The sequence below is a fragment of the Streptosporangium sp. CA-115845 genome (assembly GCF_050943795.1).
GTDB lineage: Bacteria > Actinomycetota > Actinomycetes > Streptosporangiales > Streptosporangiaceae > Streptosporangium.
Genome location: NZ_CP191988.1, coordinates 1,500,194 through 1,516,884, shown reverse-complemented (window position 1 = coordinate 1,516,884; position 16,691 = coordinate 1,500,194). Strand labels below are relative to the sequence as shown.

Here is a 16,691-nt window from a genome sequence, read left to right as displayed (position 1 = left end):
ACAGGGCGTGCCGTGTTCACGTGGGGGCTTCGGGCGTTCCCGGCCTGCGGACCGACAGATCCGACCGGCAGGTCAGAAGCTGATATCCCCGGCTTTCCGGCCGTGGAAGGACGTCAATGGACATTCACCAAGGAGGCCGGGTGCGCGTCGCGCTCATCGCCGTGATCGCCGCACTGTCTCTCAGCGCGTGCACCTCGGAGCCGGAACCGTCCGCGGCCCCCCAGTCCCAGGCCTCGGCGCCGGTGATCGCCCCGGGCAGGCCGGGTGAGGTCGCCAGGACCGTCGACCCGAGCGAGGCCGCCACGCTCGTACCCCTGCCCACCGCCAACGCGGCCGACGTGAAGTACGTCCAGGACATGATCGTTCACCACCGTCAGGCCCTCGACATGTCCACCCTGGCCCCGACCCGGTCCGAGCACACCAAGCTGAAGAGCCTGGCCTCCCGGATCAAGGACGCGCAGGGGCCGGAGATCCAGTTCATGACCACCTGGCTCCAGCAGCAGGGTCAGCGGGTTCCCGAACACCATGCCGGGCACGGCGACATGCCCGGCATGGCCACGCCGGAGCAGATGGAGGCACTCAAGGCCGCCTCGGGCAAGGATTTCGACCGGCTCTTCCTCCAGCTCATGACCGCGCACCACCAGGGCGCCATCACGATGTCCGAGCAGGTCCTGACCTCCGGCTCACACGTGCGGATCGAGGAGCTGGCCAACGACGTCTCGGTCACCCAGAGTGCCGAGATCCGCAGGATGCGGGAGATGCAGGCCGAGCTCTGAGCCGCTCCCCTTCGTGAGCGACTCCGTCGGCCGATGCGGGGCGTCCAGGTCGCGTGGATCGAAAACGAATCGGCCGACAGAGCCATCGACGAGGGGGACTTCTCCCCGGCGCGGCCTTCTCGCCCGTTCAGGCCGGGGCGCGGGCGTGACTACGAGCCGAGCCGCCACGAGTGGAGATACTCCTCCTGCTCGGGGGTGAGCTCGTCCGTCTCGATCCCGGCCGCGGCCAGCTTGAGCCGCGCCACCGCCACGTCGACCTCCCCCGGCACGTCGTAGACCCCCGGCTCCAGCCGCACCCGCTCACGGGCCAGCCAGGCCACCGAGAGCGCCTGCGCGGAGAAGGACATGTCCATGACCGCGGCGGGATGCCCCTCGGCGGCCGCCAGGTTCACCAGGCGGCCCTCGGCGAGCAGCAGGATCCTGCGACCGTCCGCGAGAACGTACTCGTCGGTGTTGGGGCGTACCCCCCGGTGGATCTCCTGTGCCAGGCCGTCCAGGGCGCGGACGTCGATCTCCACGTCGAAGTGTCCGGCATTGGCGAGGATCGCACCGTCCTTCATCTCCGCCAGGTGCTCGCCCCTGATCACGTCGCGGTTGCCGGTGACCGTGACGAACACGTCTCCGGCGCGGGCGGCCGCCGCCATCGACCGTACGTCGTAGCCCTGCAGCAGGGCGTCCAGCGCCTTGACGGGGTCGATCTCGGTCACCACCACCCGTGCGCCCAGGCCCCTGGCCCGCTCGGCGACGCCCCGGCCGCAGTAGCCGAAACCGGCGACCACCACGGTCTTGCCCGCGAGCAGCGTGTTCGTGGCGCGCATGATGCCGTCCACGGTCGACTGGCCGGTGCCGTACCGGTTGTCGAACATCCGCTTCGTCCGCGTGTCGTTGACCGCCACCACGGGGAACCTCAGGGCCCCCTCCGCGGCCATCTGGCGGAGCCGGATGATGCCGGTGGTGGTCTCCTCGCACCCCCCGGACACCGTCCGCAGCAACTCGGTCCGCTCGGTGTGCAGGATGTTGACCAGGTCGCAGCCGTCGTCCAGGACGATGTCGGGGACGATGTCGAGCGCCTGGTGGATGTGCTGGTAGTAGACGTCCCTGGTGACCCCCGCCCGCGCGTGCACGACGACGCCGTAGTCACGGAGCGCCTCGGCGACGTCGTCCTGGGTGGACAGGGGGTTCGACGCGGCCAGGGCGATCTCAGCCCCGCCCGCCCTGAGCGTGCCCATCAGCACGGCGGTCTCGGCGGTGACGTGCAGGCACGCGGCGATCCGCAGCCCTTCCAGCGGCCGCTCGGCGGCGAACCGCTCACCGAGGGCGGTGAGCACCGGCATCGCCCGCGCCGCCCACCCGATCCTCCGCTCACCCGCGGCCACCAGAGCGCTGTCCACGTCTCTCCCCAGATCGCCCGCCAGATTGCCCGAAGGCCCCCGCGAAACCGCGGGGGCCCGATGAGACTCAACCGCAGGTATCAGTAACGGTAGTGCTCGGGCTTGTAGGGACCCTCGACGTCCACGCCGATGTACTCGGCCTGGGCCTTGGTGAGCTTGGTGAGCTTCACCCCCAGGGCGTCGAGGTGGAGGCGGGCGACCTTCTCGTCCAGGTGCTTGGGCAGCACGTAGACGCCGATCGGGTAGTCGTCGGTCTTGGTGAACAGCTCGATCTGCGCGATCACCTGGTTGGTGAAGGAGTTGGACATGACGAACGAGGGGTGACCGGTGGCGCAGCCCAGGTTCATCAGGCGGCCCTCGGCGAGCACGATGATCTGCTTGCCGTCGGGGAAGCGCCAGGTGTGGACCTGCGGCTTGACCTCGGTCTTCTCGATACCGGGAATCCTGGCCAGACCGGCCATGTCGATCTCGTTGTCGAAGTGACCGATGTTGGACACGATCGCGTTGTGCTTCATCTGGGCCATGTGGTCGGCCGTGATGATGTTGAAGTTGCCGGTCGTGGTGACGAAGATGTCGGCGATGCCGACGACCTCGTCCAGCGTGGTGACCTGGAAGCCATCCATGGCGGCCTGAAGCGCGCAGATCGGGTCGATCTCAGTGATGATGACCCGGCCCCCCTGACCCTTGAGCGCCTCGGCGCACCCCTTGCCGACGTCGCCGTAGCCGGCGACGACCGCCACCTTGCCGCCGATCAGCACGTCGGTGGCGCGGTTGAGGCCGTCGAGCACCGAGTGACGGCAGCCGTACTTGTTGTCGAACTTGGACTTGGTCACCGAGTCGTTGACGTTGATCGCCGGGAAGAGCAGCGTGCCGGCCTTGAACATCTCGTACAGGCGGTGCACACCGGTGGTGGTCTCCTCGGTGACGCCCTTGATGCGCGAGGCGACCTGGGTCCAGCGCCCCTCGTCGGTGACCGTGCGGCGGAGCAGGTCGAGGATGATGCCCCACTCCTCCGGGTCGTCCTCGCCCGCGCTGGGCACGGCGCCGGCCTTCTCGTACTCGGCACCCTTGTGGACGAGCAGGGTGGCGTCGCCGCCGTCGTCGAGGATCATGTTGGGGCCGTCACCGCCGGGCCACGCCAGGGCCTGCTCGGTGCACCACCAGTACTCCTCCAGCGTCTCGCCCTTCCAGGCGAAGACCGGGACGCCCTTGGGGTCCTCGGGGGTGCCCTCGGGGCCGACGACCACGGCGGCGGCGGCGTGGTCCTGGGTGGAGAAGATGTTGCAGCTCACCCAGCGAACCTCCGCGCCGAGCGCGACCAGGGTCTCGATGAGCACGGCGGTCTGGATGGTCATGTGCAGCGAGCCCATGATCTTCGCCCCGGCCAGCGGCTGGGTCCTGGCGTACTCCTCGCGGACGGCCATCAGACCCGGCATCTCGTGCTCGGCGAGCTGGATCTCCCTGCGCCCGAAGGCCGCAAGGGAAAGGTCGGCGACCTTGAAGTCCATGTGTGGTTACCCCTCTGGTTGATGGGCGGCGTCTGCCTCACACCCTCGCCGATCGCGCTCGTCTCGCGATCACGCTTCGCTCTCGGGCCGGGCTCACCACTCCACCGGAAAAGTCGACGGTTGCGAGTTTAGGCGGCCGGGGAACCTCCGCGCACCTTCTGAGCGGGTAACCTGACACAAGAATGTAAGCTTTCCCGAAAATCTGCGGAGAGGGGGCGGCGATGCGGATCACCGAGGCCGCCAGGAGGCTCGGTATGTCCCCCCGGATGCTCCGCTACCGCGAGGCACTCGGTCTGCTCCCGGAGATCAGGAACCAGGGCGCGCACCGGCGGTTCGGCCCCGAGGAGCTCTCCGCCGTCGCCCAGGGCGTCGAGCTGGAGAAACGGTTCGACATCTCCCCCGCCGAGCTGGCCTTCGCGCTGCGAACGCTGAGCGAGCCCGCGGTCGCCCAGGCCGTACGGGACCTGGGCCTGCGGATCGGCCGTCTCCAGGCGCCCCGCAGGGCCCTGGACTTCGAGAAGGAGAAGGCGCTGCGGCTGCTGCAGCGCCCCCAGCCGTCTCGTCCGGATTCAGACTGAGCCGTTGACCCTGGATCTGTCCAGGTCGGGCTCCAGGTAGATGACGCGGGCCTCGGGGACGGCGGTGCGGACGCGCTGCTCGGCCTCGTCGATGCCCCGGGCCACATCTGCGGCCGTGTCGTCGTGCTCCACCGCGATCTTGGCGGCGACCAGGATCTCCTCCGGGCCCAGGTGGAGCGTGCGCATGTGGATGACCCGGGTCACCTCGGGCGCGCTCTCCAGGGCCTGCGCGATGCGCGTCTCGACCTCGGGACCGGCACCCTCGCCGATCAGCAGCGACTTGGTCTCGACCGCCAGGATGACCGCGATGACCGCGAGCAGGACACCGATCATAATGGTGCCGATGCCGTCCCAGACGGGGTTGCCGGTCACCACGGCCATCGTCACGCCGAAGAGCGCGAAGAGCAGTCCGAGCAGCGCGCCCAGATCCTCAAGCACGATGACCGGCAGCTCGGGCGACTTGGAGCGGCGGATGAACTGCACCCACGACTGGTCTCCCCGGACCGCGTTGGACTCGATGATCGCCGTCCTGAACGAGAACGTCTCGGCGATGATCGCGAAGATCAGCACGCCGAAGGCCCATATCGGGGAGGTGAGCTCCTCCGGAGCGGAGATCTTGTGCCAGCCCTCGTAGAGCGAGAACACCGCGCCGATGGTGAACAGCACGACCGCCACCACGAAGGCGTAGAAGTAGCGCTCCCTGCCGTATCCGAAGGGATGCTGGGGCGTGCGTGCGCGCTGCGCGCGCTTGCCACCGAGGAGCAGCAGCGCCTGGTTGCCCGAGTCGGCCACCGAGTGCACCGACTCGGCGAGCATCGATGACGAACCCGTGAAGAGGAACGCCACGAATTTGCCCACCGCGATCGACAGGTTGGCGGCCAACGCCGCGATGATTGCCTTGGTACCGCCGCCCGCGCTCACGGCAGCCTCCGCTCAGCTCATTGTTCTGGTAAAGATGAGACAGGATCCTATTGTGAAATCCTCGCCTTGACTTCCGTGATCGCCGACATAGTGGTCGGGTCGATCCCGTATCCGAGGGCGAGGTAGGTACTCGCGAAGTCTCCGAGTGCGGTCAGCGCGGCGAGCCGCTCCAGCGGATGCTCTCCCTCGGCGGCGATCTGCGTGACCGGAACGCCGCGATCCTCCGCCAGACGCACCGACGCCTCCCTGTGCCGTACGACCCGGGACTGCTCCTCCACGTCGCGCAGCACGAACAACCGGAGCGACCTGCCGCTCTCGTCGGCGAAGATGTCGCGGTGGGCGAGCGGGCCGTCGAAGGCGGCCACCTGGTTGTGGTCGACCTCGGGGAGCTCTCCCCATATCGCCGGATATTTACCGTTCATATTGAGCTGGTAGGCCCACCAGTGAGCCGCGACGGCCGCCACCGGGGAGGATCCCCAGATCATCGGCACGGTCTCGGCAAGCTCCATGGCGAGCGACTTGCCGGGATTGATGAACGATTCGCTCGTCGGACGGCAGCGGTGCGCGAGGTCCTCAAGGCGCTTGGCCACCTGCTCGACCACCTGCTCGCCCGCCTCGACCAGGCCGAGCCGGGCGGCGGCGGCGACCAGCGGGACCGACAGCGCCCACAGCGAGGCACGCGGCCGGCCGCCGTTGACGGGCACGAACGGCGCTCCCGCCTGCCTGGCGACCGCGTGGAGCGGCGACTCGGGGGCGCCGACGGCGAGCAGCCGGCAACCGCGGCGGACCGCCTCGGCGGCCACCGTGAGCGTCTCCTCGGCTCTGCCGGAGCTCGACACCGCGATCACCAGATCGGTCGCGCCGATCCAGCCGGGCAGCCGGTAGGACCTGACCGTCACGATCGGCAGCGGGGCACCGTGGCCGCACACCACGTTGAGGACGTCACCGGCGATGCCGGAACCGCCCACACCGGCGACCACGATCGCCCGGGGCCGGCCGTCCTCGGCGAGTGCGGACAGGCCCGACTCCATGGCGACCCGGTGGGAGGTGCGGACCTGCGCGGCTGAGTCGGCCACCGCCCGCAGCATGCCCGATGGGTCACCGTCGGCCGGCTGTTTCCCGTCGTCGAGCCGATCGGGCTCCCAGTTCACGACTTCCGGGCCTCGTCGACCAGCAGGACCGGGATGTCGTCCCGGACCGGGTAGACCAGGCCACAGGAGGCGGAGGTGCAGGACAGCTCGTCCACCTCGGGCTCGGCTCGCAGCGGGGACTTGCAGTTGGGGCAGGCCAGGATCTCCAGCAACCAGTCGTCGATCTTCACTCGTTCAGCTCCTCACGACAGCAAGGACCTCGTCCCTGATCGCTGCCATCTGAATCTCGTCTGCCGCCTCGGCGTTCAGCCTGAGCAGCGGCTCTGTGTTGGACGGACGGAGGTTGAACCACCATCCTGGGCCGGAGACGGTCAGGCCGTCCAGCTCGTCGAAGGTGACGCCGTCGCGGGCGGCGAACGTCTCGCGAACCCGCTCCGTCGCCGCGACCTGGTCGGCGACCGTACTGTTGATCTCTTCTGAGGCCGCGTAGCGGGTGTATTCGGTCAGGATCTCCGAGAGCGGCTTCGCCTGCTCGCCCAGCGCGGCCAGCACGTGCAGCGCGGCCAGCATGCCGGAGTCGGCGAACCAGAAGTCCCTGAAGTAGTAGTGGGCGGAGTGCTCGCCGCCGAAGACCGCGCCGGTCTCGGCCATCTCGGCCTTGATGAACGAATGACCCACGCGGGTGCGGACCGGCCGGCCGCCGAGTTCGGTGACGATCTCCGGAACGCCCCTGGAGGTGATCAGGTTGTGGATGATCACGGCGCCGGGGTGCTTGACCAGCTCGCGGGCGGCGACCAGCGCGGTGATCGTGGACGGCGAGACCGATTCGCCACGCTCGTCGACCACCCAGCAACGGTCGGCGTCACCGTCGAAGGCCAGTCCGATGTCGGCGCCCACATCGAGCACCGCCTTCTGCAGGTCACGCAGGTTGTCCGGCTCGATGGGGTTGGCCTCGTGGTTGGGGAAGGTGCCGTCGAGCTCGAAGTAGAGGGCGGTCAGCTCGATGGGCAGCCCCTCGAAGACCGGCGGGACCGTGTGCCCACCCATCCCGTTCCCCGCGTCGACCACGACCCGCAGCGGCCGGATGCCGGAAAGGTCGACCAGGCCGCGCAGGTGGTCGGCGTAGCCACGCAGCAGATCGCGCTCGGAGACCGCCCCGCCCCCCCGGCTGCCGAGGTCGCCCGACGCCAGGATCGCGGCGGCCCGGTCGCGGATCTCGATGAGCCCGGTCTCTCCGCCGATCGGCACGGCACCGGCCCTGCACATCTTCATACCGTTGTAGCGGGCCGGGTTGTGGCTGGCCGTGAACATCACCCCGGGCAGGCCGAGGCTGCCACTCGCGTAGTAGAGCAGGTCCGTGGAGCCCAGCCCGGCGTGGATCACGTCGGCCCCCCGCGAGGTGGCCCCCCTGGTGAAGGCCGCCGCCAGAGGCACCGACGACTCGCGCATGTCGTGTGCGACCACGGCGGTCGCGGCCCCGGTCACGTCCACGAAGGCCGCGCCGACCGCCTCGGCGGTCTCCTCGTCGAGTTCGTCCGGCACGACGCCACGAACGTCGTACGCTTTGAAGATCTTGACAAGGTCGCCCACTCCAGCTCCGCCCTTTGCGTCGTGTCCGCTGCCGTTGCCTTCCAGTTAGCGCCGGTCAGCGCATTGTCGGGCAGTCCGCGCCTTACGACGCGAACGTTCTCCCTCGCGGGAGTTCTCGCTTCACCGCCGACCGCCTGACCTTGCGGCCCGGTCTTACCCCGGCTCCACGAGCGTTTAGAGTCTCCCCGCAACCCTGGGCGACCTGACCGTGAGCACGATCAACGCTTCAGGAGACCAAAACCCTCACCGGCCACGGCCAACCGGCCGTACCGCTCTCCCAAGCATGCCAGAGCATAACGGCGCACACTCATATCCGAGCAGCTCTTGCTCCCCAGCCTAGTAGGGTCAGCGGTCGCGCTGGGGCTGAGCGGAGCGGAGCACCCGCAGATGACCCCGGCGCCCGACCTCGACGCCCTGGCCGACCGGCTCGGTGCCGCCGCTGGGGGCGGGTCTCGCGGCCTCACGGACCGCGTTGGCGAGGGCCTCCAGGTCGTCCGTACTCGGTGTGGCGCCGTCGGTCGGCAGGCGGACCACCTCCCAGCCGCGGGGGGCGGTGAGCCGCTCGGCGTGCTCGGCACACAGGTCGTAACAGTGCGGCTCGGCGTACGTCGCCAAGGGTCCGAGAACAGCGGTCGAATCGGCGTAGACGTACGTGAGCGTGAAAACGGCAGGCTGACTGCACGCGGTGCGGGAACAGCGGCGGACGGGGCTCACGGTGGGACCGTATCCGGTAAGCGTCCGGGGCGCCACTATCTGAGCGCTCTTAACGAGCGTGTCGCCACAATTCGGACACGTGTCCCGGCTTCCACCCGCCTGTATGGCTTACGCCCCTCCTCCGCGCTCCCGCCACACGGCCTGCCAGGCCCCACCCTCGGCACACCGCCCTCCGTCACCGGCACTCCCACCGGCACTCCCACCGGCACTCCCGCCCCACGCATTCGATACACCACCTTCCGTCACCGGCACTCCCACCCCCGCTCGGGTCACGTCTAAGCTGGGGCCGTGAGCCCGGCACCCGGCAGACCTCGTTCTCCCCGCAGGCGCGACAGGCACGGTCGCGGCCTGCGCGGTCCGCTCGCGCCCTCGCACGTGCCGATCGCCAAGTCCCGCAGCGAGCGGTTCGACGATCTCGTCCTGGACGCCGTCGACCGGCTCAAGCCCCGGTGGGCCAAGCAGCTGGCGGCCGTGGAGTTCGCGGTCGAGGAGGTCCCGCCGATCAGCGAGCTGGGCGACGGTCCCGGGCTGCTGACCGGCGACCCGATCCCGTTCGGACGGGCCAAGCCCGCCGACGGGAACCGCCCGGCCGTTGTGATCATTTACCGTCGCCCCCTGGAGAGCCGGTCCCGCGATCGTGACCACCTCGGCGCGATGGTGCACGAGGCGGTGGTCGAGCAGGTCGCGGGCCTGCTCGGGCTCTCTCCGGAATCGATCGACCCCGGCTTCGACGACCACGACTGACCCGTCCAGACCGCCGCTCAGGGCAGGACTGTCGCGGCGGACTCCGCGATCGGCGGGATCAGCGCCCACATCCGGGCCGCGGCCAGTGGCTGCACGGTCAGCGCCGGCCCGCCCTTGAGCCGCTCGTCCATGACGCGCCCGCCGTAGACCGGCCCCGAGCCGGGCATCGGCTGCACGACCACCGCGAAGGCCCCGTCCACCTTGGGCAGTTTGACCTGCTTGGTACGCGAGGCGGAGATGTCCACCTGGAACGGCTCACCCGGCTCGCCCTTGCGCGGAACCACCTGCACGCTCACCTTGCCCGCGGTGTCCGGCGCGGTCAGCAGCAGCCGGGAGGTCACCTTGCCTCCCGTACGGTTGTCGGCGACGACGCTTCCCAGGTCGACGGGGTCCGCCCCGGCGGTGAAGGCCACGTCGACCTTCGCCCCGGTGCCGGTGGCGACGAGTCCCGCGACGATCGGGGTCTCCGAGGTGAGCACCAGCGCGGACGGCTGGCCGCCGACCCCGGTGGACAGGTCGAGGGTGGCGACGGAACCGGCGGGCACCTCGACGAGCTCGCGGCCTTTGAGCGCGTACGTCCCGTCGGGGGTGAGCGCCCTGACCTCGACCAGCGTGTCGACCTCGGCGTCGGAGGCGACGAGCAGCTCGCGTTTCCCGCCGCCACCGGGGATGCCCGGCACGACGACGCGGGTGGCGGGGGCCGCGGAGGCGGGCAACCAGTCGACGCCGCGCCCGCCGTTCATGATCGCTCTGGCCGCGGCGGTGACCCGCCCGGAGCTGGTGCGCACCTGGATCGCCAGGCTGAGCGCCGTGGGCGCGAGATCCCCGACCTTGATCGAACGGTTCTCACCGGGTTTCAGGGTGAACACACCACCGCTGTCGGCGACCACGGGACCCTCGCCCGAATAGACCATGATCTCCGCGATGGCCGGGGCGAGATCGGCGTTGGTCAGGTAGAGCGTGACCTCGGCCGCGGCCGGTCCCGGGCCGACCAGCCAGGTGCTCGCCACCGGCTCGGTGCAGCGCACCCCGGCCAGCCCTCGCTGCCTGCCCGACTTCTCCCTGCGGGTCTGCGCCACCTCCAGGCCCGCCGCCATGCTCCCGGTGGCCGTGATGACAAGGGGCGGCGACGAGGTGGGGACCTTCTCATGCCAGAGACGGCCGGGGGTGTCGAGAGTGGCGAGGGTCTTGTCGCCGGTGACCAGTGCCGCGGCCCCCTGCGCCCGGCTGCCCGGCGGCGCCACCACGGCGACGGAGGTGTCGCCGGGCGATGGGCAGACCGTCGTCACCGAGGCGACGGGAACCTTCTGAACCTGTGGCGCGGGGGTGGCGACCGCCTGCGGCTGGGTGGCGGAGGCCACCCCGTACAGGGCGAGCAGGGCCACCAAGACCAGCACCAGCAGGCTGAACCGGTTCTCGATCAGGGATTTCACCGGGGGGCCAGCTCTCTACGGGACTCGGGCAGGTCCGGTGGGGCGGCGGGCTGGTCGGACTCGGTACGCGAGCCGGGCGCGGCCAGCACCAGGACGACCAGCACCAGCGCGGCCTGAACCCACAGCCAGCGGCCGCGCCAGGGGTCGCCGGGCGGGGTGACGGGAACGGCGATCGGCTGGGTCAGCCGCCACACGCCGACCGAGCGGGACAGGCTCATCCTCGCCAGCGAGGGCTGCGAGTCGAGGGCGGCGCTGATCGCCGCGTCGACGGGCGCGGTCACCACGACGAACCGGACACCGTGCGCCGCCAGCACCCGGGCGTCGTCGCCGCCCCTGCCGGACACCAGCCCGGCCGTGGCGACGCGGACCCGCTCCCTGGGACCCTCGGGCACGGGGATGTCGGCCTCGCCGATCACCGGGGTACGCCCGCGCAGCACCGTGAAGAGCAGACCGTTCGGCGAGGTGCGCAGCAGCAGGGTCCGCTCGCCGCCGGCGGAGTTGACCGCCGCGAGGGCGGGCATGACGTCGCGTACGGTTCCGCGGATCGGGCCGTTCACGCCCTCGACGATCCACATGCCCGCGGCGAGCAGCGGCGTGGAGAACGCGACCAGCACCACCCCGAGCGCGGCGAGCCTGCGCAGCCCGCCGGCCGCCCGGAACTCCACGACCCGGTCGGCGGTGAGCGCGGCCACCACGAGCATGCCGGTGGCCGCGAAGGCCAGTGGCACACCAGGCCACGCGGGAGCCTCGACATCGCCGTTGATCGAGGTGACGGGGGTCCTGCTGACCAGGATGGCCACCAGCACACCGAAGAGGGCGACGCCCCAGCCGACCGCGATGACCATCCGGTTGCGGCGCATCAGCAGCGCGAGCAGGCAGGCGGCGATGAGACCACCGGTCACCCAGAGTGGCGGCATGCCGGGCCCGCCTGGGCTGAGCAGCAGCAACGACTGCGCGGGCAGTCCGGGGTCGACCAGCGCGGGCTGGTGCAGCCCGGCCTCCAGTAGCAGCCGCTTGGGGTCCGCGACCAGCTGGGCCAGCCAGGGGAACAGCAGGACCACGGGCACGGCGAACGCCACGAGCATCGAGACGGCGACGCCCCGGCGCGGGAAGGCCAGCGCCGCCAGCGCACCGAGGATCGCGGTCAGCGGGTAGACCAGCGGGGCGAAGGCGGTGCCGACGGCCAGCAGGAGCCCCAGGCCCCAGGCGGCGCGGCGGGCACGGCGTCGCTCCCCGGCGAGCACCGTGGTGGCGAGCGCCGCGTAGACGGGAAGCAGCACGAAGACCACCGCGGTGCCGAGCCGGCCCGCGGCGACCGCGCCGGTGGCCACCGGCAGGAGGGCGTAGGAGGAGGCCAGCCAGACCCGGGTCCAGCGGCCCGGGATCATCGACCGGGTGGCCGCGTACGCGGAGATCCCCGCCAGCGGCACGCAGCCGAGCAGCAGCAGCGAGACCGCGAGCCACGTCTTGCCGAACAGCACCGTGGAGAGCACGGCCAGCACCGCCACGTACGGCGGAGCCCATGCGTCGGTGCCCAGGCCCGTCTGGTGGTGGCTCTCACGGTAGAGATCCCACAGGTCGGCGGCCCCGCCGATCACCGGGACGAGCGCGCCGCCGCCCAGCCTGGCGCCGCCGGTCAGGGCACGCTCGGCGATCAGCGTGACCAGGGCGAGCGCCAGGAAGAGCAGGACACCCGGGTTGCCGAAGACACGCTGCATCACACCGGCGTCGGTGAGCAGTTCCTCGCCGTCCTCCTGCTGCGGGTGCGACGAGGCGGCCACCGCGTGGTGGCGCCCCTCGGACTCCACGAACCCGCCCCCGGCCAGGTAGTTCTGGGCCCGGTCGACGAGCCGCCGGTAGCCGGCACCGGGCGGGGTGAGCAACCGGCCGATCGCCGCGTACCCCTGCCTACGCCCCCTGGCCCGCACCCGCCGAGCCTTGATCATCCGAATGGGATGGCCGAACACCGAGCCGAACGCGAGGAACTCGTCCAGCGCGTTGGCGGGCTGCTTGGCCACCAGGAACAGCACCGTGCGGAGGACGGAGCCGAACGCGTTGCGTACCAGCGCCCACAGCAGCGGCCTCAGCGGCAGATTCGCCATGACGACGAAGAGGGCGTTACGCCGGTCCAGGCGGCGGGGGTGGTCACCGCTGGCGGTGATCCGGCGACGCCGCCTGGCGGCGGCCTCGGCGTGCCAGGCGACCGCCCGGGTGACGTTCTGCACGCGGTATCCGACGGCCCTGACCCGCCAGCACAGGTCGAGGTCGTCACGGAAGAGCGGCAGAGCCGGATCGAGACCGCCGACCTCGTCCCAGACATCCCTGCGGATCAGCATGCCCGCGGTCGAGACCGAGAGCACGTCCCTGATCCCGTCGTACTGCCCCTGGTCGAACTCACGGGCCTCCAGCCCGGTGTTCCTGCGGCCGGTGCGGTCGACGGTGACGCCGACCTCCAGCAGGATCCGCCGGTCCAGCCAGTCCCGGAGCTTGGGGCCGAGCACCGCCGCCTTGGGATCCGCCTCGGCGGCCTCCAGCAGGATCCGCAGGGCATCGGCGTCCGGCGCGCAGTCGTCGTGCAGCAGCCAGATCCACTCCTGCCCCCCGCCGGGACCGAGCCTGCCGAGCACCTCGGCGACGGCCTCGCCGAAACCGGTCGAGCGCGGCAGGGTGAGCACGGCCCTGGAGCCGAGGGCTCCGGTCAGCAGCGCGGCGCTGCCGTCCCTGCTGCCGTTGTCGACCCCGACGACCCGGTCCACCGGACGGGTCTGCCGGAGCAGGGCTTCCAGGGTCTCCCCCAGCCAGCGGGAGCCGTCGTGGGAGACGACGATCGCGGTGACCGTGTGATGGGGGCGATGGGGGCGCGGGGGGTCGGTGATGGACATACGTCCCGTGTTCAGGAGGTGTTGATGATCGGCGCGACAACGATACGACACCCTATGTCTGACTATGTCGTACACCTGGTCGCGCGCATGAAAAAGGGTCACGTGACCGACGGTCACGTGACCCCATGGACATATTCATCAAGCGCCCCGAGGGGCGTCACATACTTCCTGTCAGACCACTCGAACTTCTTAGGCGTTTCTTCAGTGGTTGGATTTCCAGACCGTCCGGACCTCGGCGTGCCCAAGCCTTCCAGCCGTCCGCTTCCCGGACGGCTCAGACCGCCTCACGCTTGATCCGCCGTCGCTCCCGCTCCGACAGTCCACCCCAGATTCCAAACCGCTCGTCGTGTTCCAGCGCGTACTCAAGACACTCGGCACGCACCTCGCAGGAGCGGCAAACCTTCTTGGCCTCGCGGGTGGAGCCTCCCTTCTCCGGGAAGAACGCCTCCGGGTCGGTCTGCGCGCACAAGGCGCGCTCCTGCCAGCCAAGCTGCTCTTCAGCGATGCTCTCCTGTGCGATGACCAGGTCGGCCACTGCACACCTCCCTGCCGCACGCCCGCAAATGGAGCCCCCCTATGAACGCCTCCCCCTTACCCACCCAGAGAAAGGCGTAACAACACGTGTGTAATTACACGCGCGTGCCCGGTGTGGCGTCAAGCGGCATGCTGGTATCCGGGGAAAGACCTGCTCTCCCCGGTTGTGGGTCGTGTGCCTGCCACGACGGCAATTGCACCAGGTGATCGCCGCGATCGCCAGGGGCTCAGTGCTCTCGGCGGTCGGAACCGTACCAGGACATGTTCTGATCCTGACCGGGGCCCACCCTCTCTCTAGCCGGGCTTTCCTAATCCATGCCCTGACCTGGGCGTTGTTCGGGCTTGTAGATCGCGGTGGGGTCTATCGGCTGCGAGTCCCACGTCCTGACGTCGAGCGCGGGATCGCTCAGCGGGTCTCCGGAGTAGGTGCTCGGATCGAACCTGAGCGTCGCCTCCGAGCGCGGGTCCCACTGGTGACCGCCGCCCTGCGGCTGGTACGGGGCCTGCGGGGCCGGGGGGTTCTGCGGAACCTGAGGGGCCTGGGACGCCTGCTGCGGATGCCCGAACGGGCCGTCGTAGCCGGCGGAGCCGTACTCGGGGACGCGAAGCTGCGGCTCGGTACCCTGGGCCTGCTGCTGGTAGCTCTCCGCCTGCTGGTACGCCTGGGCCATCTGCTGTGACCTGAGGTCCACCGGGTCGGGCGCGGGGTACTGCGGGCCCGGCTCGGCCGGCCGGGCGAACTCCGCGTCCGAGTAACCGCTGAACGACTGGCCGTAGTTCTCCGGAGGCTGCGGGAAGGACTGCGCCTGGCCGTCGAACGCCTGGCCCTGGCGGCCGTCGACCGGCGGGTAGGGCGCGGGGCCCTGCTGCTCGGGCTGGTGACCGTAACCGGACGGCTGCGACTCCTGCTGCCTGAAGCCCTGCGGCTCGGACTGCGGGTAGCCCGGTGCCTGCGGCTCCGAGCGCCGGCCGGAGCCCGCGGGCTGCGACTCCTGACCGTACGCCGCAGAGTCCGGCTGCTGGCCGAAGCCCTGCGGCTCGGGCTGCCCGTATCCGGGAAGACCGGCCTGCCCGTAGTCCGGCTGCCGCTGCTCCGAGCGGAGGCCGTACGCCGAGGAGTCGGCCTGCTGGCCGAAGCCCTGCGGTTCCGGCTGCCCGTACGCCGGGGAGTCGGGGAACTGCGGATAGCCCGGCAGCCTCGGGCTGGAGTGCCGCCCGGAACTCACCGGCTGCGACTCCTGACCGTACGCCGCAGAGTCCGGCTGCTGGCCGAAGCCCTGCGGCTCGGGCTGCCCGTACGCCGGGGAGTCGGGGAACTGCGGATAGCCCGGCAGCCGGGGCTCCGTCTGGGGCTGCTGATCCACCGGGGCGGCGTAGACCGGCGGGTCATAGGCGGCGGCCGGCGGGTCATAGGCCGCGGCCGGCGGCTCGTACGGCTTGGCCGGGGCCGGGGGCTGGACATCGGCCGCGACGTACGGGTTCGGGGTGTAGCCCCCGGTCTGCGCGATGGGCTGGGAGACGGGCTGCGGCGACTGCGGCACGGACTGCGTGTACCCCTGCCCCTGCGGCTCCGGCTGCTGGGGGGACTGCGCGTAGGCGCCGGGCTGGGGAGCGTACGGCTGGCTCTCGGCGGGCGGCGGGTAGGAAGGCTGGGGGTGCCCGTCGCCCGCCTGCGGCGCGGACGGCGCGTAGGAGGCCGCCTGCTGCCCGTACCCCTCGGAGACGTGCGCGGGCGCGGGCGGAAGCGCGGGGAGGTTCTGCGGGGCCTGGGCGGGCGGCGCCTCCTGCGGGTAACCGTGGCCGCCCGGCGGAGCCTGATCCTGCGGGTGGTGGACACCCTGCTGTGCCATCTGGCCCTGGGGGTACCCGCCCTGTCCCTGCGGATGGTCCTGGAAGGGAACCGGCCCCTGCGCGGGAACGGGCTGCTGGGGGTAGGCGTACCCCTGCTCCCAGGGGCGCTCGGCGGGGCGGCCGAAGCCGTCCTCGGCGCGGAGGGCCCCGGCGCGCGAACCGGCGGGGACCGCCCTCGGCAGCACGTAGAGCAGTGCGACCGCGGTCAGCGCGAGGGCAGGCAGGTGGAGGAGGAGGATTTCGATCTTCTCCCGGAGGTCCGTCGCACCGCCGAACAGCGCGGTGAGCAGGCTGACCGCGCCGAAGAGCACGGAGAGCCCGAGCACACCGGCCGCCACGAGGGCCATCGGCTTCAACCGCTCGATCACCGGGCCGAGGTGGGTGGCCAGCAGCACGGCGCCGACGAGCAGCGCGGCGGTCATCGGCGAGGTGAGCTGACCTAGGTAGCCCGTCGCGCGCACGGCGAAGGACGATCCACCGAACAGCAGGCGTTCGATGCCGACGAGAACGCTCGCGGACGCGACGGCTACCATGAGCCACGCCGCCGGTTCCCGGAGCCGGCCCGCCTCGATATTGATCACAACTTCCCCCATAGGGTCTTTAGGTAAACCCGGGCCAGTTTTGCACATGGCTGACTTTGCTGTTGGTAGTCCCAGGAAGCCCACCAACCTCATAAGT

14 protein-coding genes are annotated in these 16,691 nt (G+C 70.7%); 3 read left to right on the top strand and 11 right to left on the bottom strand.

Annotation, left to right across the window (positions count from 1 at the left end):
• The first annotated feature begins 140 nt into the window (after positions 1 to 140).
• Positions 141 to 776, top strand: coding sequence for a DUF305 domain-containing protein (locus tag ACQP0P_RS09295; RefSeq protein WP_433373570.1), 636 nt, complete (start codon positions 141 to 143; stop codon positions 774 to 776).
• 149 nt (positions 777 to 925) lie between these two features.
• Here the strand turns inward: ACQP0P_RS09295 and ACQP0P_RS09290 are convergent, their stop codons facing one another.
• Positions 926 to 2,110: an adenosylhomocysteinase gene (locus ACQP0P_RS09290; RefSeq protein ID WP_433381778.1), complete on the bottom strand. Its 1,185-nt coding sequence runs from the start codon at positions 2,108 to 2,110 to the stop codon at positions 926 to 928.
• Positions 2,111 to 2,247: 137 nt separating this feature from the next.
• The gene (gene ahcY, locus ACQP0P_RS09285; protein WP_433373567.1) at positions 2,248 to 3,675 is read right to left on the bottom strand and encodes an adenosylhomocysteinase; all 1,428 of its coding nucleotides are present in this window, start codon (positions 3,673 to 3,675) and stop codon (positions 2,248 to 2,250) included.
• A 221-nt stretch (positions 3,676 to 3,896) separates the two neighbouring features.
• On the opposite strand from ahcY, the gene ACQP0P_RS09280 reads away from it, so the two are divergent.
• On the top strand, positions 3,897 to 4,253 hold the full coding sequence (locus ACQP0P_RS09280) for a MerR family DNA-binding transcriptional regulator (protein ID WP_433373565.1): 357 nt from the start codon (positions 3,897 to 3,899) through the stop codon (positions 4,251 to 4,253).
• On the opposite strand, the gene ACQP0P_RS09275 is transcribed toward ACQP0P_RS09280, so the two are convergent.
• From ACQP0P_RS09275 to ACQP0P_RS09255, 5 genes are all read right to left on the bottom strand, one after another.
• Positions 4,245 to 5,174, bottom strand: a complete 930-nt coding sequence (locus tag ACQP0P_RS09275; RefSeq protein WP_433373562.1) for a cation diffusion facilitator family transporter — start codon at positions 5,172 to 5,174, stop codon at positions 4,245 to 4,247. The genes ACQP0P_RS09280 and ACQP0P_RS09275 overlap by 9 nt on opposite strands.
• A 47-nt stretch (positions 5,175 to 5,221) precedes the next feature.
• The gene (locus tag ACQP0P_RS09270) at positions 5,222 to 6,325 is read right to left on the bottom strand and encodes an SIS domain-containing protein (RefSeq protein WP_433373559.1); all 1,104 of its coding nucleotides are present in this window, start codon (positions 6,323 to 6,325) and stop codon (positions 5,222 to 5,224) included.
• The gene (locus tag ACQP0P_RS09265; protein ID WP_012888128.1) at positions 6,322 to 6,495 is read right to left on the bottom strand and encodes a Trm112 family protein; all 174 of its coding nucleotides are present in this window, start codon (positions 6,493 to 6,495) and stop codon (positions 6,322 to 6,324) included. Before ACQP0P_RS09265 ends, ACQP0P_RS09270 begins: the two co-directional genes overlap by 4 nt.
• Before the next feature lie 4 nt (positions 6,496 to 6,499).
• Positions 6,500 to 7,855, bottom strand: a complete 1,356-nt coding sequence (locus ACQP0P_RS09260; protein WP_433373557.1) for a phosphomannomutase/phosphoglucomutase — start codon at positions 7,853 to 7,855, stop codon at positions 6,500 to 6,502.
• A gap of 345 nt (positions 7,856 to 8,200) precedes the next feature.
• Positions 8,201 to 8,569, bottom strand: coding sequence for a DUF3499 domain-containing protein (locus ACQP0P_RS09255; protein ID WP_030907363.1), 369 nt, complete (start codon positions 8,567 to 8,569; stop codon positions 8,201 to 8,203).
• A 288-nt stretch (positions 8,570 to 8,857) separates the two neighbouring features.
• On the opposite strand from ACQP0P_RS09255, the gene ACQP0P_RS09250 reads away from it, so the two are divergent.
• Positions 8,858 to 9,313 (top strand): metallopeptidase family protein, encoded by a 456-nt coding sequence (locus tag ACQP0P_RS09250; protein ID WP_355558675.1) that lies wholly within the window; start codon positions 8,858 to 8,860, stop codon positions 9,311 to 9,313.
• 17 nt (positions 9,314 to 9,330) lie between these two features.
• Here the strand turns inward: ACQP0P_RS09250 and ACQP0P_RS09245 are convergent, their stop codons facing one another.
• The 4 genes from ACQP0P_RS09245 to ACQP0P_RS09230 form a co-directional block, all read right to left on the bottom strand.
• Positions 9,331 to 10,746: a DUF5719 family protein gene (locus ACQP0P_RS09245; protein WP_433373553.1), complete on the bottom strand. Its 1,416-nt coding sequence runs from the start codon at positions 10,744 to 10,746 to the stop codon at positions 9,331 to 9,333.
• Complete coding sequence (locus tag ACQP0P_RS09240; RefSeq protein WP_433373550.1) at positions 10,743 to 13,628, bottom strand: glycosyltransferase; 2,886 nt, start codon at positions 13,626 to 13,628, stop codon at positions 10,743 to 10,745. Before ACQP0P_RS09240 ends, ACQP0P_RS09245 begins: the two co-directional genes overlap by 4 nt.
• A gap of 274 nt (positions 13,629 to 13,902) precedes the next feature.
• Positions 13,903 to 14,163 (bottom strand): WhiB family transcriptional regulator, encoded by a 261-nt coding sequence (locus tag ACQP0P_RS09235; protein WP_037969494.1) that lies wholly within the window; start codon positions 14,161 to 14,163, stop codon positions 13,903 to 13,905.
• A 307-nt stretch (positions 14,164 to 14,470) separates the two neighbouring features.
• Positions 14,471 to 16,594 (bottom strand): hypothetical protein, encoded by a 2,124-nt coding sequence (locus ACQP0P_RS09230; RefSeq protein ID WP_433373547.1) that lies wholly within the window; start codon positions 16,592 to 16,594, stop codon positions 14,471 to 14,473.
• Positions 16,595 to 16,691 lie beyond the last annotated feature (97 nt).

Coding starts and splice junctions, on each gene's coding strand:
- ACQP0P_RS09290 (WP_433381778.1), bottom strand. CDS start 2,110: ATGCCGGTGCTCACCGCCCTCGGTGAGCGGTTCGCCGCCGAGCGGCCG.
- ahcY (WP_433373567.1), bottom strand. CDS start 3,675: ATGGACTTCAAGGTCGCCGACCTTTCCCTTGCGGCCTTCGGGCGCAGG.
- ACQP0P_RS09280 (WP_433373565.1), top strand. CDS start 3,897: ATGCGGATCACCGAGGCCGCCAGGAGGCTCGGTATGTCCCCCCGGATG.
- ACQP0P_RS09240 (WP_433373550.1), bottom strand. CDS start 13,628: ATGTCCATCACCGACCCCCCGCGCCCCCATCGCCCCCATCACACGGTC.